Source organism: Pantoea sp. X-Soil-ISGK-421 (genome assembly GCF_059730785.1).
The window spans coordinates 374423-396039 of sequence record NZ_AP035979.1 but is presented as its reverse complement, the minus strand read 5'-3'; the positions used below and the strand labels follow the sequence as shown (position 1 = coordinate 396039).

Below are 21617 nucleotides of genomic sequence, written 5' to 3'. Positions count from 1 at the left end.
GAAAAATTGTATCACGTCACATTGTCGTGTGCTCACTTTAGAGCGGGATTCCAAATTTCAACAGCGGACAGAATAGCAAAAAACACTGGATATTTATTCAGGTTATTTTTTGTGCCATAATGGAGCGTTTCTGCTGGTCGTGCTGGCAAGGCATGGCGAGTGTTGTTCAATCCGGGAAAGGTGAATGGATAAGATCGAAGTCCGCGGTGCTCGCACCCATAATTTGAAGAACATCAACCTGATCATCCCTCGCGATAAGCTCATTGTGGTCACCGGTCTGTCAGGTTCCGGTAAGTCTTCGCTGGCGTTTGATACGCTGTATGCTGAAGGCCAGCGTCGCTATGTCGAGTCGCTGTCGGCCTATGCGCGCCAGTTTCTTTCATTAATGGAGAAACCGGACGTTGACCATATTGAAGGTCTTTCGCCCGCCATCTCCATTGAGCAGAAATCGACTTCGCATAACCCGCGTTCTACCGTCGGCACCATTACCGAAATTCATGACTATCTGCGCCTGCTGTTTGCACGCGTGGGGGAACCGCGCTGTCCGGATCATGATGTCCCGCTGGCCGCACAAACCGTGAGCCAAATGGTTGATCAGGTGCTGTCGCAGGAAGAAGGCCGTCGTCTGATGCTGCTGGCACCGGTGGTGAAAGATCGCAAAGGCGAACACACCAAAACGCTGGAAAACCTCGCCGCGCAGGGCTATATCCGTGCGCGTATTGATGGCGAAGTGTGTGACCTGTCAGACCCGCCGAAGCTGGAATTACAAAAGAAACACACCATTGAAGTGGTGATTGACCGCTTCCGCGTGCGCGACGATCTGGCCACGCGTCTGGCTGAATCCTTCGAGACCACGCTGGAACTCAGCGGGGGCACGGCAATCGTCGCTGATATGGATGATACCAGCGCCGAAGAGATGCTCTTTTCTGCCAACTTTGCTTGCCCGATTTGTGGCTACAGCATGCGTGAACTCGAACCGCGCCTGTTCTCCTTCAATAACCCAGCCGGCGCTTGCCCGACCTGCGATGGCTTGGGCGTGCAGCAATACTTTGATCCCGATCGTGTGGTGCAAAACCCCGAGCTGTCACTGGCGGGCGGCGCTATTCGCGGCTGGGATCGTCGTAACTTCTATTACTTCCAGATGCTGCGCTCGCTGGCAGAGCATCTGCAATTCGATGTCGAAGCACCGTTCAACAGCCTGAGCGATAAAGCGCGCGAAGTGATTCTGTACGGCTCCGGCAAAGAGAATATTGAATTCAAATACATCAACGATCGCGGTGACACCTCCGTGCGTCGCCATCCGTTTGAAGGCGTGCTGCACAACATGGAGCGCCGTTATAAAGAGACGGAATCCAACGCGGTGCGCGAAGAGCTGGCGAAATTTATCAGCAACCGCGCCTGTGCCAGCTGTGAAGGCACGCGTCTGCGTCGTGAAGCGCGTCATGTCTTTGTGGAAGATACCAACCTGCCAACCATCTCCGAGATGAGCATCGGGCATGCGATGGACTTCTTCGCCAATATGAAGCTGAGCGGTCAGCGTGCGCAGATCGCAGAAAAAATTCTTAAGGAAATTGGCGATCGCCTGAGCTTCCTGGTTAACGTCGGCTTGAATTACCTGTCGATGTCACGCTCGGCGGAAACGTTGTCTGGTGGTGAAGCGCAGCGTATTCGTCTGGCCAGCCAGATTGGTGCTGGCCTGGTCGGCGTTATGTACGTGCTGGATGAACCGTCCATCGGCTTGCATCAGCGCGACAACGAACGTCTGCTCGGCACGCTGATTCACCTGCGCGATCTCGGCAATACGGTGATTGTGGTGGAGCACGATGAGGATGCGATTCGAGCCGCTGATCATGTGATCGATATCGGTCCGGGCGCCGGCGTGCACGGTGGTCAGGTGGTTGCCGAAGGCGATGTGCATGCCATCATGGCGAATGAAAATTCCCTGACCGGCCAGTTCCTCAGCGGCAAACGTGAGATCGCCATTCCAAAAGAGCGCGTCAAAGGCGATCCCGCGAAAGTGTTGAAACTGACGGGTGCGCGCGGTAACAACCTTAAAGATGTCACGCTGACGATTCCGGTCGGCTTATTTACCTGTATCACCGGCGTGTCCGGCTCCGGTAAATCGACGCTGATCAACGATACGCTGTTCCCGATTGCGCAGCGCCAGCTCAACGGCGCGACCACCATCGAAGCCGCGCCTTATCGTGAGATCGCCGGCCTGGAACATTTCGACAAAGTGATCGATATCGATCAGAGCCCGATTGGTCGCACACCGCGTTCGAATCCCGCCACTTATACCGGCATTTTCACGCCGGTGCGCGAACTGTTCGCCGGTGTGCCGGAAGCGCGTTCACGCGGTTACAATCCGGGACGCTTCAGCTTCAACGTGCGCGGCGGACGCTGCGAAGCCTGTCAGGGCGACGGCGTGATCAAGGTAGAAATGCACTTTTTACCGGACATTTACGTGCCGTGCGACCAGTGCAAAGGCAAACGCTATAACCGCGAAACGCTGGAGATTAAATACAAAGGCAAGAGCATCCACGAAGTGCTGGAGATGACCATCGAAGAAGCCCGCGAGTTCTTTGATGCCGTTCCGGCGCTGGCGCGTAAGTTGCAAACGCTGATCGATGTTGGCCTGTCGTATATCCGTCTTGGTCAGTCCGCTACCACGCTCTCGGGTGGTGAAGCGCAGCGCGTCAAACTGGCCCGTGAGCTGTCAAAACGTGGCACCGGTCAAACGCTCTACATTCTTGATGAGCCGACCACCGGTCTGCACTTTGCGGATATTCAACAATTGCTTGAAGTGCTGCATCAGTTGCGCGATCAGGGCAATACTATCGTGGTGATTGAGCATAACCTCGACGTGGTAAAAACTGCTGACTGGATTGTCGATCTCGGCCCAGAAGGCGGCAGCGGTGGCGGTGAAATCCTGGTTTCCGGCACCCCCGAAACGGTGGCCGAGTGTGAAAAATCACACACGGCGCGTTTCCTTAAGCCAATGTTGAAGAAGTAATTTTCTCTCAGGCCCGCGATTGCGGGCCTGATTTTTTTCTGTCGAATTCCGCAACGAAATGCAGGAACAGGCAAGAATCAGACAACTTCAGGCATATACGCATTCCCGTCTGCTGACTATCCTTACAACGTTCCTTTTGGCGTCCTTACGCCCTTTATCCCTTCAGTGCGCTGAACGGGATCCCGCATAAAACTCACGACACATCCTACTGGAGACACCATGAATATTACGCATGCCTATGCCGCACAGGACGCGAAAGCAAAACTCGCTCCGTTCGACTTCAAGCCACGCGAACTGCGCGCTCATGATGTGCAGATTGAAGTGTTGTACTGTGGCGTCTGCCACTCTGACTTGCACACCGCGCGCAACGAATGGCGTAACACCGTTTTCCCGGTGGTGCCGGGTCATGAAATTGTGGGTCGCGTGACGGCCGTGGGCGCTCACACGCACAACTACAAAGTGGGTGATTTGGTCGGTGTTGGCTGTATGGTTGATTCCTGCCGCAGCTGTCCTAGCTGTCAGGAAGGACTGGAGCAGTATTGCGAAAATGGCTTCGTTGGGACCTATAACGGCGAAGATCGCGAAACCGGCGCCATCACCTACGGCGGTTATTCCACCAATATGGTGGTAGATGAAAGCTTCGTGCTGCGCGTACCCGAAAATCTCGATCTGGCGGGCGTTGCGCCACTGCTGTGTGCCGGTATCACCACGTACTCGCCGCTGCGCCACTGGAATGTCGGTCCCGGCAAAAAAGTGGGCATCGTCGGTTTAGGCGGCCTCGGTCACATGGGTGTGAAACTGGCTCATGCCATGGGCGCACATGTGGTGCTCTTCACCACTTCACCGTCAAAAATTGAAGATGGCAAGCGCCTTGGCGCAGACGAAGTGGTGATCTCGAAAGATGCCGATCAAATGGCTGAGCACACCAACAGCTTTGACTTCATCCTGAACACCGTCGCGGCGCAGCACGATCTCAACCCGTTCATTGCCCTGTTGAAGCGTGATGGCAATATGACGCTGGTCGGCGCGCCGGAACACGATCATCCGGCACCACAGGTATTTAACCTGATCTTCAAACGCCGCAGCATCGCCGGTTCACTGATTGGCGGCATCGCGGAAACCCAGGAAATGCTGGATTTCTGCGGCAAGCACGGCATCACTTCTGATATCGAACTGATCGCGATGAATCAAATCAACGAAGCCTACGAACGTATGCTGAAGAGCGACGTGAAATATCGCTTCGTGATTGATATCAATACTCTGCGTGAGGAATCTGCGGCCTAATTCGCCTCAGTGTTCATCATGGTTGACGCCCGCTGCACGCGTGGCGTCAGCCTGTTGCCATGAAGCATCCACCAAATAGTAAATCTGCGAATCTTTCAGCGATCCATCCAGCCACAGCGTGCTCCAGTGCGATTTGTTTAAATGCTCACTGGGAAACACATCGCTATGTTCCTCACGGAGTAAATCTGCCAGCGCAGGTGACGCTTTCAGTGACAATGCGGGACGACCTTTTACCTCATAAAGCATGGCAAATAACACACCTTCACTTTTGATTTGCGTCGCCTGCCAGGCATCTTTGTAGCTCTGCTCCGCGCCCGGCTTGCCCATGCAGTAAGTCAGTAAATCCGAAGTATTCATGTTTTATTCCCCTTGTAAGGTCGCCACGATACGCCGCGCACCGCCGTTTATACGATGTTCACCCAACCAGATTCCCTGCCATGTGCCTAACATCAGACGACCGCGATTAACCGGAATCAGGAGCGAAACACCGAGTAACGACGATTTGATATGTGCGGGCATATCGTCAGCCCCTTCGTAGTCATGCTGATAAGGCGCACTTTCTGGAACATGGCGTAAGAAATGCTGCTCCATATCGCTGCGCACCGTAGGATCGCAATTCTCATTGAGCGTCAGTGATGCCGACGTGTGTTGCAGCAGAAGATGCAGCTGGCCGACGCGCACATCGGATAAGCCGTGAAGCTGGCTGACAATCTCGTCGGTAATCAGATGAAAGCCGCGCGCTTTGGCGCCCAGCGTAAAAGTTTGTTGATGCCACATGCCAGAATCCCAAAATTGAACACACCGTTTAAGTGTGCAGCATGTCGGCGAAAGGTAAACCCTGAAGAGAGGAAAAAGCGGCAGAGCGTGAAGTCTGCCGCCTGAAAGTTAGTCGCTCAGCTTAGCGGCCATAGTTTTGATGCTACCCACATCGTCTTTGGTGATAGCAGCCAGACGCTCGCCATACTCTTTATCGGCTTTGTAGAAGTACGACAGCATCATGGCGCGACTCTGTACATCCACACCTTTCAGCGCGCCGCCAAGAGAATTGATCAGATCGGTTTTCTCTTTGTCATTAAAGGAACGATACAGCTCGCCCGCCTGCTTAAAGTTCTGCGTTTTAGCAATTATCGCCTGCTGCGTGGTACCGCTCAGTGGGCTGTGGCTGTAACGCGCACTTTGCAGTTCTTCTCGTGGATAGATACGGCTTGGTTGATAGTTCACACCATGATCGTCAGCTTTACCGCTGTTCATCGCACCATCCTGATTACCGTTGCTTACCGGCACGCGCGGCGCATTGACCGGCAAACTCAAACCATTGGTGCCAACACGATACATCTGCGTATCGGCATAGGAGAACAAACGCCCCTGCAGCAGACGATCTTCTGAAGCTTCAATGCCCGGCACCAGATTCGAAGGCGCCATTGCCACCTGCTCGGTTTCCTGGAAGAAGTTATCGACGTTACGGTTCAGCTCCATCTGGCCGACCTTCACTTCTGCAATGCCCGGCCAGATTTTGGTGGCATCCAGAGGATTGAAGTCGAACTTATCGATATCGCTGGCTTTGATGGTTTGGATATAGAGATCCCATTTCGGGAAGGCTTTTTGGTTAATCGCCGCGACTAAGTCTTCCGTCATATGGCTGTAGGACGCGCTTTGAATCGCCGCAACTTCATTAGGATCGAGGTTTTTCTCTCCCTGCAGCGTTTTCCAGTGGAATTTCACATAGTGAACTTCACCTTTGGCATTGACGAATTTATAGGCGTGTACGCTGTTGCCATCCATTTGGCGATAGTTTGCTGGCGTGCCCATGTTGGAAAACAACATGGTCAGACCGTGCGTGGCTTCCGGTACATGAGAGAAGAAATCGAAAGTGCGTGCGTCATTATCGAGATTGGTGCGTGGATCGGGCTTAAAGGCATGCACCATGTCCGGGAATTTAATCGCATCACGAATGAAGAACACCGGCAGGTTGTTACCGACTAAATCCCAGTTGCCCTGGCTGGTGTAGAACTTGGTGGCGAAACCACGCGGATCGCGCAGCGTTTCCGGTGAATGTTTGCTGTGCACCACCGAGGAGAAACGCACGAAGACCGGCGTTACGCTGCCAGGCTTGAACACTTCGGCAATGGTTAAATCGCTGATGTCTTTGCTGGCACGAAATTCGCCGTGTACCCCTGTGCCACGCGCATGTACCACACGCTCGGGAATACGTTCACGGTCAAAGCGTTGCAGTTTTTGAATCAGCTGCACATCCTGCAATAACACCGCACCGTGCTCGCCCGCCGTTTGTGAGTTCTGGTTATCACCCACCGGGGCGCCATTATCACGCGTCAGTTCGGTACTGTAAGCCGGGTTAGAGAGGGTTAACGCCAGAGCAATCGCCAATGGATTGAGTAGAAATGAACTGCCTGTCCGGATCATAAGCCTGCTTCCTTGTGAAGAGTAAAGATCGCGATGAGTTATCGCGTAGGGCCGTTTTCGGCCCGAGGATCTTTACATTCAACGAGTTAAACACCGGCAAGACTGGTCTGGTTTAAACTTAATAAAAACGTTATAAAAAAAACCGCCAGCCTGGGCTGACGGTTTTCATCGTCGAAGAGGATGTTACATCACCGCAGCAAAGGCTTCAGCCACCTGGTTGACGTTGCGGCTGTTCAGGCCCGCCACGCACATGCGGCCGCTGGCAATCAGGTACACGCCGAACTCATCGCGCAGGCGATCAACCTGCTGTGCGCTCAAGCCGGTGTAGCTAAACATCCCGCGTTGCTTCAACAGGTAATCAAAGTTTTGACCCGGCAACTTGGTGCTCAATACCTTCACCAATGCCTGACGCATTTCGATAATGCGCAGACGCATCGCTTCCACTTCGGCCAGCCAGTTGTTCAGCAGCGCTTCATCGTTCAGCACGCAGGAAACCACCTGTGCACCAAAGTTTGGTGGGCTAGAGTAGTTACGGCGCACGGTGGCTTTCAGCTGGCCGAGCACGCGCGAAGATTCTTCGGCGCTGTCGCAGACAATCGACAAGCCGCCAACGCGCTCACCGTACAGTGAGAAGATCTTGGAGAACGAGTTACTCACCAGCGCAGGCAGACCGGCAGCCGCAATCGCGCGAATCGCATAAGCATCCGCTTCCATGCCTGCACCAAAGCCTTGATACGCGATATCGAGGAACGGAATCAGCTCTTGCGCCTTCAGAACTTCAGTCGTTTCATCCCACTGCGCGTTGGTCAGATCGGCACCGGTTGGGTTATGGCAGCATGGATGCAACAGCACAATGGCCTGCTTCGGCAAGGTTTTCAGCTTGGCAATGAACGCATCAAACTTCACGCCGTTGGTTTCCGCGTCGTACCACGGGTAAGTATCCACGTCGAAACCGGCACCATTAAAGATTGCGATATGGTTTTCCCACGTTGGATCGCTTACCCACACGTTGGAGTTGGGGAAGTAACGCTTGAGGAAATCAGCACCGACTTTCAATGCGCCTGAACCACCCAACGTCTGGATGGACGCCACGCGACCCGCTTGCAGCATCGGATGATCTTTACCAAACAGCAGCGGTGCAATGGCATTACGGTAAGCGTTCAGACCTTCCATCGGTAGGTAAAGCGATGCCTGATGCGGCTGCGCCTGCAGGCGCTCTTCTGCTGCGGCAACCGCCTGCAGCTGAGGAATGATGCCCGCTTCGTTGTAATAAAGACCAATGCTCAGGTTTACTTTGTTATCGCGCGGATCTTGTTTGAAGGTTTCCATCAACGACAGAATCGGGTCGCCGGCATAGGCATCAACGTTTTGAAACACGGTGCAGATCTCCATGATTGGTCATAGTTAAGAGGTAAAAATGCGTCATCAAACCATGTAACGGCCGGGACGATGATTCATTGCAATGATGAGATTGAGGATCACCGCACCCGCGATTGAAGCAAATAGCATGGGTAACGACACCACAAACAGTGACGCTAATACCACACAGGTATCCACCGCCATTTGCAATTTCCCCGCGCGCAAACCGATACGATCCTGTAACCACAGCGCCAAAATATTGATGCCGCCAAGGCTGGCTTTGTGACGGAACAACACTATAAACCCAATGCCCATCACCACGTTACCGAACAGTGTCGCATAAAACGGATTTAGCGCAGAAAAATGTACAAACAGCGGATGTAGGTGGGTAAACAGCGAGACCAGGCCCACAGCACAGAAGGTTTTCAGTGTGAATTCCCAGCCCATGCGGCGCACCGCCAGCCAATAAAATGGCAGGTTAATCAGGAAAAATGCGCTGCCGAAGGAGAGCGGCGACAAATAGCTAATCAAGAAGGCAATCCCCGCCGAACTGCCGGTCAGCGCGCCGGCCTGCTTCAGCATAATTACGCCGAAAGAGACCATTAGCGTGCCGAGAACGATCGCCAGCGCATCTTCAATCAGCGAATGGGGAACTTTGGTGGGTTGAACAACGTTATCCATGGGTTAATCTCATTGCAAATGATGCGGTTCAAATGCAAAAAACGCACCACATCGGCGACGTAGGTTCGCCGCCGATGGGTGCCAGTGATTATCCAATTGATAACTAAGGCGCTTTATTGCAGGTTTTTGTACATCAACTGAGAATCAAACCATCAACTCATGCACAAATCTGTTTTCTGGTGCGCGTTTTTTGCATTAATAAGGCAATAATTGCACCAGATTAGCACGTCACGCACTTTTTTGGCGCGTTTTGTGCTGAGGGATGATCATCAGACCGTTCTCTTTTAAACGGCTTAATACCACTGACGTTTTCACATGCGCCACACTTTGATGGCCCGCCACTAACTGGCTAATCAGCGCGCTCAGCGACGCTAAATCGGCCACCGCCACTTTCAGCAGATAATCGGCATCGCCGGTAGTTTTGAACGCATCAACGATGGCGGCTTCTTCTTCCACCATACGATGGAAACTCTCTTCATAATCCGGCGTATGATTTTTCAATCGAACTTCAATCAATCCCACCATACCGAGGCCAACTGCGTCGGGTGATAGACGTGCGTGATAGCCAAGAATGAGATTTGCCTGCTCAAGATTGATGCGGCGGCGTGAACATTGCGACGCCGACAGTCCGACTAAATCACTCAGTTCCTGGTTAGTGAGGCGTCCGTTAGATTGCAGTAATGTCAATATCTTAAGGTCGTGATCGTCTACCTGAGTCATTCTGTTTCCACAGCGTAATGGGGGGCGCTTTGCTACAGATAACCTGATTAAAGCCGGGGTTGTCCAACACTATTTTCTGATGACGTGAAATGCATGCACAAATCGTGCATGCATCGGTATTGAAAGGATTATTCGTCGTCGTATTGCGGGCCGGCGTAGTTATCAAAACGCGACCATTGACCGTTAAAGGTCAAACGTACGGTACCGATTGGGCCGTTACGCTGCTTACCAAGAATGATCTCGGCGATGCCTTTCAGATCGCTGTTTTCGTGATAGACCTCGTCGCGATAGATGAACATGATCAAGTCGGCATCTTGTTCGATCGAACCTGATTCACGCAGATCCGAGTTCACCGGGCGTTTATCGGCGCGCTGCTCCAGCGAGCGGTTCAGCTGCGACAGCGCCACCACCGGTACATTCAGTTCTTTCGCCAGCGCTTTAAGCGAGCGCGAGATCTCAGCGATCTCCAGCGTGCGGTTATCCGACAGCGCAGGCACGCGCATCAGCTGCAAGTAGTCGATCATGATCATGCTCAACCCGCCGTTTTCACGGTAGATACGGCGCGCGCGCGAGCGCACTTCGGTTGGCGTCAGGCCAGAAGAGTCATCAATAAACATGTTCTTCTTCTCGAGCAAAATCCCCATGGTGGCAGAAATGCGCGCCCAATCTTCATCTTCCAGCTGGCCGGTACGAATTCGCGTCTGATCCACGCGTGACAGCGATGCCAGCATACGCATCATCAGCTGCTCGCTGGGCATCTCCAGACTGAAAATCAGCACCGGCTTCTCCTGCAACATGGCCGCGTTTTCGCACAAATTCATGGCGAAGGTGGTTTTACCCATCGAAGGACGCGCTGCAACGATAATCAGGTCCGAGCCCTGCAATCCGGCAGTTTTTTTGTTCAAATCCTGATAACCGGTATCGACGCCGGTGACGCCATCGTGCGGTGTTGAGACCAGCGCCTCAATGCGTGATACCGTCGCTTCGAGGATCTGCTCGATATTCTGCGGACCCTGATCTTTATTAGCGCGCTGCTCCGCAATTTTGAAAACGTTGGATTCGGCGAAATCGAGTAAATCTTCGCTGCTGCGGCCTTGCGGATCGTAACCGGCATCGGCAATTTGATTCGCTACCGAGATCATTTCACGCACCACTGCACGTTCGCGGACGATATCAGCATAAGCGCCAATATTTGCCGCACTTGGCGTGTTTTTTGCCAACTCAGCCAAATAGGCAAAGCCGCCCGCCATCTCTAATTCGCCCAACGTTTCCAGCGATTCAGACAGCGTAATCAAATCGATCGGCTGGCCAGCTTCCAGCAAGCGCTGCATTTCCGTGAAGATCATGCGGTGCGAGCGGTTAAAGAAATCGTTGGCAACGACGCGCTCAGAGACGTTATCCCAGCGCTGGTTATCCAGCATCAACCCACCGAGCACCGACTGCTCCGCTTCTATGGAATGCGGCGGCATTTTTACGCCTTCCAGCTGCCGATCGCGGGGTTCGTTCGATTTGTTGGTGGGTTTATTTCCTGCCATAGTGAATGCATTACCGATCGTGAAAGGGACGCGCAAGTATAACGTCCCAGGATGAACAATCACAGGAGTCAGAATGGCAAAGCGTATTCAATTCAACCAACACGGGGCGCCTTCCGTACTGCAATGGGTCGATTTCGAATTAGCCGATCCCGCCGAGCATGAAGTGCAGGTGGAAAATAAGGCGATTGGCATTAACTACATCGATACCTACGTGCGCAGCGGCTTATATCCGCAAAGCACCTTCCCTTCCGGTTTGGGCACTGAAGCGGCAGGCGTGGTGAAGCGGGTCGGATCGGCAGTGAGGCGTTTCAAGGCTGGCGACCGCGTGGTCTATTGCCAGTCTGCACTCGGCGCCTACAGCGAAGCGCATAACGTGGCGGAAGATCGTCTGGTCGTTTTGCCGGACAGCATCAGCTTCGAGCAAGGTGCGGCCTCTTTCCTCAAGGGCTTAACCGTTCAATATCTGCTGCGTCAAACCTACAAAGTGAAGGCCGATGAAATCTTCCTGTTCCATGCTGCTGCCGGCGGCGTGGGTTTGATTGCCTGCCAGTGGGCAAAAGCGCTGGGCGCACATTTGATTGGAACAGTGGGATCGGCTGAGAAAGCGCAGATTGCCAAAGATGCCGGTGCATGGGCGACGATCAACTACCGCGAAGAGGATATCGCCAGGCGCGTCAGCGAGCTGACCAACGGTGAGAAAGTGGCAGTGGTGTACGACTCAGTAGGTAAAGATACCTGGGAACCTTCGCTGGATAGCCTGCGTCGCCACGGATTGATGGTGAGTTTTGGCAATGCATCGGGCCCAGTAACCGGTATCGATCTCGGTATCCTGAATAAGAAGGGGTCGCTGTTTGTCACCCGACCTTCGCTGTTTGGTTACATCACCAACCGTGAAGAACTGGATGCTGCCAGCAACGAACTGTTCTCACTGATCGCCAGTCGGGCCATTCAGCTTAACGTCCCCGACCAGCAGAAATTTGCCTTGAGCGACGCAGTGCGCGCGCATCAGGTACTGGAGAGCCGTGCGACTCAAGGTTCAAGCCTGTTGATTCCCTGAACGCTAAAAGCAAAAGGGGCTTCCCGTAGGAAGCCCCTTTTTTCTTTCTTTTTTATAGTTCGCGCTGGTGTAGGGACAGCGGCGATGAATTGGTTTTAAACAACGCCAATCATCCTGACAGAAAACATAAGTAAAAAATATGTTTAATTGCGAAATAGGTCTAAGCAATTTCTGAGTCTGTGATCGTTACCGCAATTAGCGCCAACCTTTTCGCTCTAAGTCACTGATTTTTCTTTTCAGCCTGCGCAATTTAGCCTCGCCTGATGGCGTGGTAAATGCCCGGTACAGCCAGACAGCGATAACCGCCAGCACCAGCCAAGGCAACACTTTAATAACAATCGCCAGCAATCCACCGAAGAACATTAAAGCGGTGGCCACTACCAATGCCGCAATAACGCCCAGCAGCGAAACACCGGTGAACAGCAGCATCAGAAAAAAGCCAAGAACAAATAGAATTTCCATAAAGGCTCTCCTGTGTAAATAACATCAGGAACATTACAAGATGCGTGCCAACCTTTAAAAATAGCTAACTCTTTGAAAGTATTATGTAGAGGAAAAATGCGAGGTTTCAAGAGTGATGAAAATTACTAACTATTGGCGTAAAAAAAACCAGAACAAAAACCAGAACACCCACTTTTGTAGGGTCGCCATTCATGGCGACCTCTACATCAATGCTTAAAGCGCTTCCTGAGGGATTTTATCCGCAACCAAAGCCAACGCCGCTTCCAGTACACGCACATCCGCGCCAGGTTTATGGGCATTTTCACTCAAATAGCGACGCCATTGACGAGCACCCGGAATCCCCTGGAACAGGCCGAGCATATGACGCGTAACATGGCCGAGATACATCCCTTTGGACAATTCAGCTTCAATATAAGGATACATTGAGCGCACCACCGCGACCGGATCCACGCTCGGCGTATCGCGGCCAAACAGTTCGCGGTCGACCTGCGCCAAAATGCCTGGGTTCTGATAGGCTTCGCGCCCCATCATCACGCCATCCATATACTGCAAGTGAAGTTTTGCTTCTTCCAGCGTCTTAATGCCGCCATTAATGGCCATGGTCAGCCCCGGGAAGTCACGCTTAAGCTGATAAACGCGTGGATAATCCAGCGGCGGTATCTCGCGATTCTCTTTTGGACTTAAACCCGACAGCCACGCCTTTCGCGCATGGATAATAAAGGTATCGCAGCCGCCCTGTTGCGCCACGGTGCCAATAAAATCACACAGGAATTCATAGCTGTCCTGCTCATCAATCCCGATACGGGTTTTTACCGTTACCGGAATGCTCACCACATCGCGCATCGCTTTAATACAGTCGGCCACCAGCGCCGCATCGCCCATCAGGCAGGCGCCAAAACGGCCGTTCTGCACACGATCGGACGGACAACCCACGTTCAGGTTGATCTCATCGTAGCCACGCGCTTCTGCCAGCTTAGCGCACTGCGCCAGCGCAGCCGGATCGCTGCCACCCAATTGCAGCGCCAGCGGGTGCTCTTCCTCGCTGTAGGCCAGATAGTCGCCTTTGCCGTGAATGATCGCGCCGGTCGTCACCATTTCGGTGTACAGCAGCGTGTCACCACTCAGCTGACGGTGGAAATAACGACAGTGACGATCGGTCCAGTCGAGCATGGGGGCGATGGAGAAACGTTGCGAGGAGAAAGTATCGGTCATGAAACGCAGTAAATCCGCAGTAAGTTAAGTGATGAGAAACTGCGCAATCATATCACAGCAAAACGGGCGACACAGCCGCCCGTTATCAGTCAGGCGATTAGAAGTTAAATCCGAGCTGCAACATCGCACCCACGGTATTGTCCTTACCTACCGACCCGGCCAGGTCGAGATGGACGGTATTGTTGAACGGTGAAACGCCCAAGCCGGCGGTGAACACATCGGTATCGGTTGACTTCAGATCGGCACGATAACCGGCACGCAGCGCCAGCCAATCCAGCACACGGTATTCCGCACCCACGCCGGCATACTGGCTGGTATCTTCCGATTTGAAGCGCTTGGTTTCAGTCAGATCAACATCACCCGCCAGCGTGAATGGCCCGTTATTCCAGGAAAGTCCGGTAGTGACCAGCGGGCGAATTTGGTAAGTATCGCGGTAGCCGTTCACCTCTTTGGTGTCGATATCACGCGAAATCAGGTTCTGGCCCGTAACACCCAAGGTCCAGTTATCGCCGAAATCGGTGGCAATACCGGCATCCATGTTAAAACCGGTATCGCTGCTACGATAGCGGCTGCTGTTGATGTCACTCTTGTCGTAGTTGTAGATACTGGCGGTGTAGTTATACAGCCAGGTTTTCTGCAGCTTTGGTGTTACGCCAATCGAGACTGGATGGCCTGCAACCGAGAACTCATGCGCGACTGACACACCATAATCGGTGACTAGCGCAGCCAGGCCGTTAGCGCTGGAACGCAAGTTATCCTCATCGCCCGGAACAGGAATTCGCGTGCCGTTGGCAACAGCCCGCAGGTAGGCAATATCACTGTCTGCGACGTTGGCGCGTACGATCGCACTGCCGTAGGCTTTAGTAATAAAAGCAAAAGGTAACGTTTCATTCGGGACGGTGACGGCCAGCGCCACACCTGCATTTGCATGGGCTTTATTGCCGCGCAGATCGCTGAGCTGATTGGCCATATCGCCTGCGGCGGCCTTCAGTTGCGGATAACCATTGAGGTAATCAGCAAAGGTCAGTTTATCGATTACATCCTGATAACGATCGACGGTATCGGTAATGTCATCGACCCGATCAATTAATTTGTCTTTATCGGTAACCTGCGCGCCCGCTGAAGGAAAGATGATGCTGACGTTATCTTCAGGCTGCGCTTTGGTCATCAATGCGGGGTTAGCCAGCACTGCTGAACTCCAGGTAGAAGAAGCTACGCCCGTACCGCCCATTGCGTCGTTACGTGCGTCATACCATGTACCTGCTGCCAGCGCTGAGGAAGAAAGAAATACTGCATTCAAACCAACAAGATAAGCTACTTTTTTGTGCCTGAATAATGTCTTCACCATGAGCCTGCCATCACCTTTAAAATGTCGCTGAATCACTCACCGACTGAAAGTTTAGTTAGCCGCTATTCTGAACGCTGGCTAACGCTTCATTGCTGTGAATTGAAAGGAAATAGCACTGCTATTCGCAGAATTGGATGCGTAAGCACCACTCCGCTGTTTTTATATGCAGAAAAATTACTAGTGGGTAGTTTGATACCAGAAATTACTTAAGGCCTTTTGAACCATAGCCGCTAACCAGGTGAGTTGCAACGCAAAAGCCTGCTACCGTTACGCTGTCTGGCGGGACGCTTTTTTACAGGTTAAATCGTTGAGGCAACATTAGCGGGCAAAATAGGCTGATAATTTATTGATTGATGAGAATTTTCTTGCAGATTTTAAGGATAATAAGCAATCACAGCAGGGCAAAAATTTGTGTGATAAAATAACATCACCTGCTACCCGGAGAATGCTTATGTCTAACCTCACGCCCGAACAACTTCTTACTCAGGCAGAATCACTGTGTCTTGACCGCGGCGTGCGCCTCACCCCTCAACGCGCCGAAGTGTTGCGTTTGATGGCAGAGCAGAATGGTTCGATAAGTGCTTACGATTTGCTGGATCAATTACGCGTCAGTGAGCCCCAAGCTAAGCCCCCCACCATTTACCGCGCGCTTGATTTCCTGTTGGAACAGGGGTTCATTCATCGTGTTGAGTCGAATAACAGTTATGTGGTTTGCCATCATTTTGATGAGCCGGCACATACTTCGGTAATGCTGGTGTGCGACGGTTGCGCGGCGGTGAGCGAAAAACATGCTCATGGCGTAGAAAAAACCATAGCGGCGCTGGCAGATCAGGCGGGATTTTCACTGCGTCATACGGTGATTGAAGCTCATGGCTTGTGTGAGAATTGTGCAGAGGTTGCGGCTTGTACGCATCATGAAAGTTGCGAACACAACCATCAGGTTGAAGGTAAAAAACGGGTGAGAAAGGCGTAATGGGCACTTCCATGTGCCGACCCGATCATAACGACCGGTGGGTAGGAGCATCATCCGTAATAGGGGAAATCGACTACCAGCGGTAATCTTTGTTGTGGGTTTCCCATTCTTTCACTTCGGTCTCTGCTTGGTCTTTCGCATACCCGTAGCGTTCCTGGATTTTACCGACAAGCTGCTCGCGTTTACCTTCGATTACGGTCATATCATCATCCGTAAGCTTGCCCCACTTTTCCTTCATTTTACCTTTGAACTGCTTCCAGTTTCCGCTCGCTTCGTCTTTGTTCATAATAATCCTCCACTTCATCCTGAGTGAGATAGATATATTGCCTGCCTATCAGGCGATATACCCACACAACGCGCTACTCATTTGCGCCGTATAAGGTAATTGTAGTAGCCGTTTCGTAGTTTGCAGAGAATTACAGATTAATCTGTAGTTTACGCTTCGCTTATTTAGGCATTGAACCAGCTATTACGTTGCCAGTGCCCACGCCAGATTACCCACAGCGAGAGCCCACGTAACGCGAGAAATACCGTCACCGCCAGCCATAAACCGTGGTTGCCCAGCCACGGCAGCGTCAATAGTGACAAGCCATAGCCGATTGCCGCTATCACCATGCTGTTACGCATTTCACGGCCACGCGTTGCGCCAATAAACATGCCATCCAGCAGATAGCACCAAACACCAACCAGCGGCAGAATCACTTGCCAGATAAGGTAGCGATCGGCCATTTCGCGCAGCGCTTCCAGTGAAGTCAGCATCGCCACTATCTGCGGACCCGTAAAGGCATAAATCAGCGCAAATATCACCGCAACAAAACAGGCCTGACGGCAGGCCGCATGCCAGATAAGCAATAATCGACTGCGATCTTTGGCCCCAACGGCCTCACCGGAGCAGGCTTCAACTGCGTAGGCAAAACCATCCAGCGCGTAAGCAGTAAAAGTGAGGAACATCAGCAGTACAGCATTGACCGCTACCACATCCGGTCCAATACGCGCACCAAGAATCGTGAGCGAGGCAAAACAGATTTGCAGCATTAAGGAGCGCAGCATAATGTCGCGATTAAGGCGGAACAGCCGTGCCGCATCGCCGCGCCAGCTGCTTTTTAGCAGAGTAAAGTGGATACCGCGCATTTTCAGCACACGCGCCACCATCCACAGCCCCACGCCCAGCGTGACATATTCTGCCAGTGCGGTTGCCGCCGCCGCCCCGGCCACGCCCCAATGCAGTTTGAGGACAAACAGCAGATCAAGCAGGATGTTGACCAGATTGCCAATGATCAGCAGCACCATCGGCGCACGTGCATACTGCACGCCCAGCAGCCAGCCGAGAATCACCAGATTGGCTAAGGTCGCAGGCGCACTTAGCCAGCGAATCTCAATGAATATTTTCGCCTGGTGTTGCACTTCCGGGCTGCCACCCATCAAGGCTGCAGCCAAACTGCTTACCGGCGTCCGCAGCACCATAAACAGCACACCAAAAACCAGCGCAATCAGCAGCGGTTGCGTTAAGGCGCGCGCCAGCGCGGTTTTATCATTAGCACCAAATGCCTGAGCGGTGAGTCCGGTCGTGCTCATGCGCAGGAACAATAGGAGCATAAAGATGAAGCTGGTTGCCGTCGTGCCAACCGCGACACCGCCCAAATAGATAGGGCTATCGAGATGACCAATAACGGCAGTATCCACCACGCCCAATAACGGGACGGTGATGTTTGAAAGGATCATCGGCAGCGCCAGCCGCCAGAGCGTTTTATCTGAAGAGGAAAACAGCTGCATTCGCCCATTCCGTTGTTTGCGGTAATCAGCGTAATGGCGCCAGAGTGAGCCGCAGAAAGAGTCACAGAGAAGTAAAACAGCAGACTGCGGTTAGCGCATGATACGCCACCGCAGTGGGTGAGGCTCAGAAACTGATTAGAGCCACTCGCCGTTGCGCACAATCCCGACAGCCAAACCTTCAACGGTTAGCGACTGCTCACGGGTATCAACGACAATCGGCTGAAAATCGGTATTTTCTGGCAGCAGATGAACAATCGCACCCTGCTTTTTCCAGCGTTTCACGGTGACTTCATCATCAATGCGCGCCACTACAACCTGGCCGTTACGCACTTCCTGAGTTTTATGCACCGCCAACAGATCGCCATCCATAATGCCAATGTCTTTCATCGACATACCGCTCACGCGCAACAGAAAATCAGCGCTCGGTTTGAACAGGTTAGCATCCACCTGGTAGTGGGCTTCGATGTGTTCCTGTGCCAGCAAGGGCTCACCGGCAGCGACGCGGCCAATCAGCGGCAGACCTTCGCTCGATTCTTCTTCCATCAACAGGCGAATCCCGCGCGATGCGCCGGAAACAATTTCAATTACGCCTTTACGCGCCAGCGCTTTCAGATGCTCTTCAGCAGCATTGGGCGAGCGAAAACCCAGTTGCGCAGCAATTTCCGCACGCGTTGGCGGCATGCCCGTCTGGTTAATATGGTCGCGAATCAGGTCATAGACCTGTTGCTGCCGTGCAGTTAACGCTTTCATCCCGCCCCCTGGTTGTTTATACAGTCGCTGTGAGTATATACAGGTATTGGCGAAATGAAAACCGTAACAGAGGGAAAAATCAGCGGTTTGATGAATCTGGAATCCCTATCTCAAATGCGTCCAGAGCAGCGCGATCCAGACGAACAGAGCCAGTAAGATAGTCAGTAATACGGCAGCCGATCCCATGTCTTTGGCACGGCCCGCGAGCGGATGTTGCTCTTGACCAATGCGGTCCACCACCGCTTCGATAGCGCTATTAAGGATCTCAACGATGATAACCAGCACCACCGAGCCAATCATTAAGATGCGGGCGATGGTATCTACATCCAGCCAGCAGGCCACAAGAATAGCCACCAGCGCGGCAACGGCTTCCTGCCGAAATGCGGCTTCGTGCTGCCATGCGGCGCGTAACCCCTGCCAGGAATAACCGGCGGCTTTCACTATTCTTACTAAACCGGTGACGTTATTTGCCATGTCTATGGAACCCTTGAACTATTTTGACGTCAATGTGAGGGCAGTTTGAGGCGGCAGAGCCACAGACCTTCGCTGCGCTTTCTGGTATGCTTGCCGCGCTTTGCTAACAAGAGGCTTAAAGTTGTCTATGTCAGGTTGGCGTAAACTCTATTACAAATTATTGAATTTACCACTCTCTATTTTGGTAAAAAGTAAGGTCATTCCGACCGATCCCGTCTCTGAGCACGGGATCGATCCGACACGTCCTGTGATGTATGTTTTGCCTTATGATTCAAAGGCTGACCTACTCACGCTGCGTGCTCAATGCCTGAAACATGATCTGCCCGATCCGCTGGCTCCGCTGGAGATCGATGGCACCCTGCTGCCGCGTCACGTGTTTATTCACGATGGCCCACGCGTCATTCCCTATTTCGTGGCAAATCCCGAATCGGTAAAGCTGTTCCACGATTATCTGGATTTGCACCGCAGCAACCCGCATCTTGATGTGCAAATGCTGCCGGTTGCGGTGATGTTTGGTCGCGCGCCGGGACGTGAAACATCCGGTGAGTCCACGCCACATCTGCGTATTCTCAATGGTGTTCAGAAGTTCTTCGCTATTTTGTGGCACGGCCGCGACAGCTTTGTGCGCTTTTCGCAAACCGTTTCGCTGCGCCAAATGGCGACCGAACACGGCACCGATAAGTCGATTGCGCAGAAGCTGGCTCGCGTGGCGCGTATTCACTTTGCCCGCCAACGTCTGGCCGCAGTCGGTCCGCGTCTGCCTGCGCGTCAGGATCTCTTCAATAAACTTTTGCAGTCCAAAGCGATTGAAAAAGCGGTAGAAGATGAAGCGCGCAGTAAAAAGATTTCCCATGAGAAAGCCCAGCAGAATGCCATTGAAATGATGGAAGAAGTGGCGGCGAACTTCTCTTATGAAGCCATTAAAGTCACTGACCGCGTGATGGGATGGCTGTGGAGCCGCCTGTATCAGGGCATCAACGTTCATGGCGGTGAGCGCGTGCGTCAGCTGGCGCAGGATGGTCATGAGATTGTCTATGTGCCGTGCCACCGCAGCCACATGGATTATCTGCTGCTCTCCTACGTGCTTTATCATCAAGGACTTGTACCGCCGCATATCGCGGCGGGGATCAACCTGAACTTCTGGCCGGCCGGCCCGATTTTCCGGCGTTTAGGCGCGTTCTTTATTCGTCGTACCTTTAAGGGCAACAAACTCTATTCCACCGTGTTCCGTGAGTACCTCGGCGAGCTGTTTAGCCGTGGTTACTCGGTTGAATACTTCGTGGAAGGCGGACGTTCGCGTACCGGCCGTTTGCTGGACCCGAAAACCGGTACCTTATCAATGACGCTGCAGGCGATGCTGCGCGGCGGCAGCCGTCCGATCACCTTCGTGCCGATTTACATTGGCTACGAGCACGTGATGGAGGTGGGGACTTACGCTAAAGAGCTGCGTGGCGCTGCCAAAGAGAAAGAGAGCTTCCTGCAGATGGTTCGGGGCTTGCGTAAACTGCGTAACCTCGGTCAGGGTTACGTCAATTTTGGCGAACCGCTGCCCTTGATGAACTACCTGAACAAAAACGTGCCAGAGTGGCGTGATGCGATCGATCCTATCGAACAACAACGTCCAGCCTGGATGACGCCCGCCGTAAATGATATTGCGGCGAAGCTGATGGTGCGCATCAACGAAGCTGGAGCGGCCAACGCCATGAACCTGTGCGTTACCGCGCTGCTGGCATCACGTCAGCGTTCACTGACCCGTGAACAGTTGATTGAGCAATTAGAGTGCTACACCCAGCTACTGCGCAACGTGCCGTATTCGCCAGAAGCTACCGTGCCCGATATGAGTGCGGAAGCGCTGCTTGACCACGCCATGGGCATGAACAAGTTCGAGACCGAGCAAGATAATATTGGCGACATCATCATTCTGCCGCGTGAGCAAGCGGTGCTGATGACCTACTATCGCAATAACATCCATCATATGCTGGTGATGCCGTCGCTGATAGCCGCTATCGTGCAGCAGCATCGTGAAATCAGCGAAGCAGAACTACTGCGCCAGGTTAGCCTGGTGTACCCGATGTTGAAGAGTGAGCTGTTCCTGCGTTGGGACAAAGCGGAACTGCCTGCGCTGCTTAACGCACTCTGTACAGAGATGGCGCGTCAGGGGCTGATCACGCTGCAAGACGGCATGCTGAAAATGACGCCGGCACGTCACCGTTCGCTGCAACTGCTGGCGGCGGGTATTCGTGAGACGCTACAGCGCTTCGCGATTACCTTCGCCATTCTCAGCGCGAAACCTGCCATCAACCGCGGCACGCTGGAGAAAGAGAGCCGCACGCTGGCTCAGCGCTTGTCTGTGCTGCACGGCATCAACGCACCCGAGTTCTTTGATAAAGCGGTGTTCACTGCGCTGGTACTCACGCTACGTGATGAAGGCTACATCAGTGATAAAGGCGATGCCGATGCTGAGCGTAGTCATATGATGTGGCAGATGCTGGCGGAGTTAGTGACCAGCGACGTGCGTCTGACAATTGAAAGTGCCGTCGCCCACGATTAACGCG

At 53.0% G+C, this 21617-nt stretch carries 19 protein-coding genes; 5 read left to right on the top strand and 14 right to left on the bottom strand.

What is annotated here, in order from left to right:
• The first annotated feature begins 184 nt into the window (after window positions 1-184).
• The gene (gene uvrA, locus AC6I8K_RS01770; RefSeq protein WP_064737897.1) at window positions 185-3013 is read left to right on the top strand and encodes an excinuclease ABC subunit UvrA; all 2829 of its coding nucleotides are present in this window, start codon (window positions 185-187) and stop codon (window positions 3011-3013) included.
• A gap of 219 nt (window positions 3014-3232) precedes the next feature.
• Window positions 3233-4297 (top strand): NAD(P)-dependent alcohol dehydrogenase, encoded by a 1065-nt coding sequence (locus AC6I8K_RS01765; protein ID WP_064737898.1) that lies wholly within the window; start codon window positions 3233-3235, stop codon window positions 4295-4297.
• A gap of 6 nt (window positions 4298-4303) precedes the next feature.
• Here AC6I8K_RS01765 and AC6I8K_RS01760 read toward each other — a convergent pair whose 3' ends face one another.
• The 7 genes from AC6I8K_RS01760 to dnaB form a co-directional block, all read right to left on the bottom strand.
• Window positions 4304-4654, bottom strand: coding sequence for an MmcQ/YjbR family DNA-binding protein (locus AC6I8K_RS01760; protein WP_064737899.1), 351 nt, complete (start codon window positions 4652-4654; stop codon window positions 4304-4306).
• A gap of 3 nt (window positions 4655-4657) precedes the next feature.
• The gene (locus AC6I8K_RS01755) at window positions 4658-5074 is read right to left on the bottom strand and encodes a secondary thiamine-phosphate synthase enzyme YjbQ (protein ID WP_064737900.1); all 417 of its coding nucleotides are present in this window, start codon (window positions 5072-5074) and stop codon (window positions 4658-4660) included.
• A 108-nt stretch (window positions 5075-5182) separates the two neighbouring features.
• Window positions 5183-6718 carry a catalase gene (locus tag AC6I8K_RS01750; protein WP_497826137.1) on the bottom strand — a complete coding sequence of 512 codons (1536 nt, stop codon included), beginning with the start codon at window positions 6716-6718 and terminating at the stop codon, window positions 5183-5185.
• Between the two features lie 183 nt (window positions 6719-6901).
• Window positions 6902-8095, bottom strand: coding sequence for an amino acid aminotransferase (locus tag AC6I8K_RS01745; RefSeq protein ID WP_497826136.1), 1194 nt, complete (start codon window positions 8093-8095; stop codon window positions 6902-6904).
• A gap of 48 nt (window positions 8096-8143) precedes the next feature.
• The gene (locus AC6I8K_RS01740) at window positions 8144-8758 is read right to left on the bottom strand and encodes a YitT family protein (RefSeq protein WP_008109953.1); all 615 of its coding nucleotides are present in this window, start codon (window positions 8756-8758) and stop codon (window positions 8144-8146) included.
• Between the two features lie 228 nt (window positions 8759-8986).
• On the bottom strand, window positions 8987-9478 hold the full coding sequence (locus AC6I8K_RS01735) for an Lrp/AsnC family transcriptional regulator (RefSeq protein WP_097095220.1): 492 nt from the start codon (window positions 9476-9478) through the stop codon (window positions 8987-8989).
• Between the two features lie 128 nt (window positions 9479-9606).
• Window positions 9607-11013: a replicative DNA helicase gene (dnaB, locus tag AC6I8K_RS01730; protein ID WP_064737904.1), complete on the bottom strand. Its 1407-nt coding sequence runs from the start codon at window positions 11011-11013 to the stop codon at window positions 9607-9609.
• A gap of 73 nt (window positions 11014-11086) precedes the next feature.
• On the opposite strand from dnaB, the gene AC6I8K_RS01725 reads away from it, so the two are divergent.
• Window positions 11087-12070 (top strand): quinone oxidoreductase, encoded by a 984-nt coding sequence (locus AC6I8K_RS01725; protein ID WP_497826135.1) that lies wholly within the window; start codon window positions 11087-11089, stop codon window positions 12068-12070.
• A gap of 195 nt (window positions 12071-12265) precedes the next feature.
• On the opposite strand, the gene pspG is transcribed toward AC6I8K_RS01725, so the two are convergent.
• The 3 genes from pspG to AC6I8K_RS01710 form a co-directional block, all read right to left on the bottom strand.
• Window positions 12266-12532: an envelope stress response protein PspG gene (gene pspG, locus AC6I8K_RS01720; protein WP_497826134.1), complete on the bottom strand. Its 267-nt coding sequence runs from the start codon at window positions 12530-12532 to the stop codon at window positions 12266-12268.
• Window positions 12533-12745: 213 nt separating this feature from the next.
• Window positions 12746-13744 (bottom strand): tRNA dihydrouridine(20/20a) synthase DusA, encoded by a 999-nt coding sequence (gene dusA, locus AC6I8K_RS01715; protein ID WP_483816651.1) that lies wholly within the window; start codon window positions 13742-13744, stop codon window positions 12746-12748.
• Between the two features lie 97 nt (window positions 13745-13841).
• The gene (locus AC6I8K_RS01710) at window positions 13842-15092 is read right to left on the bottom strand and encodes a conjugal transfer protein TraF (protein WP_483816650.1); all 1251 of its coding nucleotides are present in this window, start codon (window positions 15090-15092) and stop codon (window positions 13842-13844) included.
• 451 nt (window positions 15093-15543) lie between these two features.
• Here AC6I8K_RS01710 and zur point away from each other — a divergent pair, with 451 nt between their 5' ends.
• Window positions 15544-16065 carry a zinc uptake transcriptional repressor Zur gene (gene zur, locus AC6I8K_RS01705; protein WP_497827213.1) on the top strand — a complete coding sequence of 174 codons (522 nt, stop codon included), beginning with the start codon at window positions 15544-15546 and terminating at the stop codon, window positions 16063-16065.
• Window positions 16066-16138: 73 nt separating this feature from the next.
• Here the strand turns inward: zur and AC6I8K_RS01700 are convergent, their stop codons facing one another.
• The 4 genes from AC6I8K_RS01700 to AC6I8K_RS01685 form a co-directional block, all read right to left on the bottom strand.
• Complete coding sequence (locus AC6I8K_RS01700; protein WP_064737910.1) at window positions 16139-16351, bottom strand: CsbD family protein; 213 nt, start codon at window positions 16349-16351, stop codon at window positions 16139-16141.
• Between the two features lie 164 nt (window positions 16352-16515).
• The gene (gene dinF, locus AC6I8K_RS01695) at window positions 16516-17838 is read right to left on the bottom strand and encodes an MATE family efflux transporter DinF (protein WP_483816648.1); all 1323 of its coding nucleotides are present in this window, start codon (window positions 17836-17838) and stop codon (window positions 16516-16518) included.
• A gap of 135 nt (window positions 17839-17973) precedes the next feature.
• Window positions 17974-18588 carry a transcriptional repressor LexA gene (gene lexA, locus AC6I8K_RS01690; protein ID WP_497826133.1) on the bottom strand — a complete coding sequence of 205 codons (615 nt, stop codon included), beginning with the start codon at window positions 18586-18588 and terminating at the stop codon, window positions 17974-17976.
• A 105-nt stretch (window positions 18589-18693) separates the two neighbouring features.
• Window positions 18694-19062 carry a diacylglycerol kinase gene (locus tag AC6I8K_RS01685; protein ID WP_064737912.1) on the bottom strand — a complete coding sequence of 123 codons (369 nt, stop codon included), beginning with the start codon at window positions 19060-19062 and terminating at the stop codon, window positions 18694-18696.
• A 127-nt stretch (window positions 19063-19189) separates the two neighbouring features.
• Between AC6I8K_RS01685 and plsB the strand changes: the two genes are divergently transcribed.
• On the top strand, window positions 19190-21613 hold the full coding sequence (gene plsB / locus AC6I8K_RS01680) for a glycerol-3-phosphate 1-O-acyltransferase PlsB (protein ID WP_483816647.1): 2424 nt from the start codon (window positions 19190-19192) through the stop codon (window positions 21611-21613).
• Window positions 21614-21617: the final 4 nt, after the last annotated feature.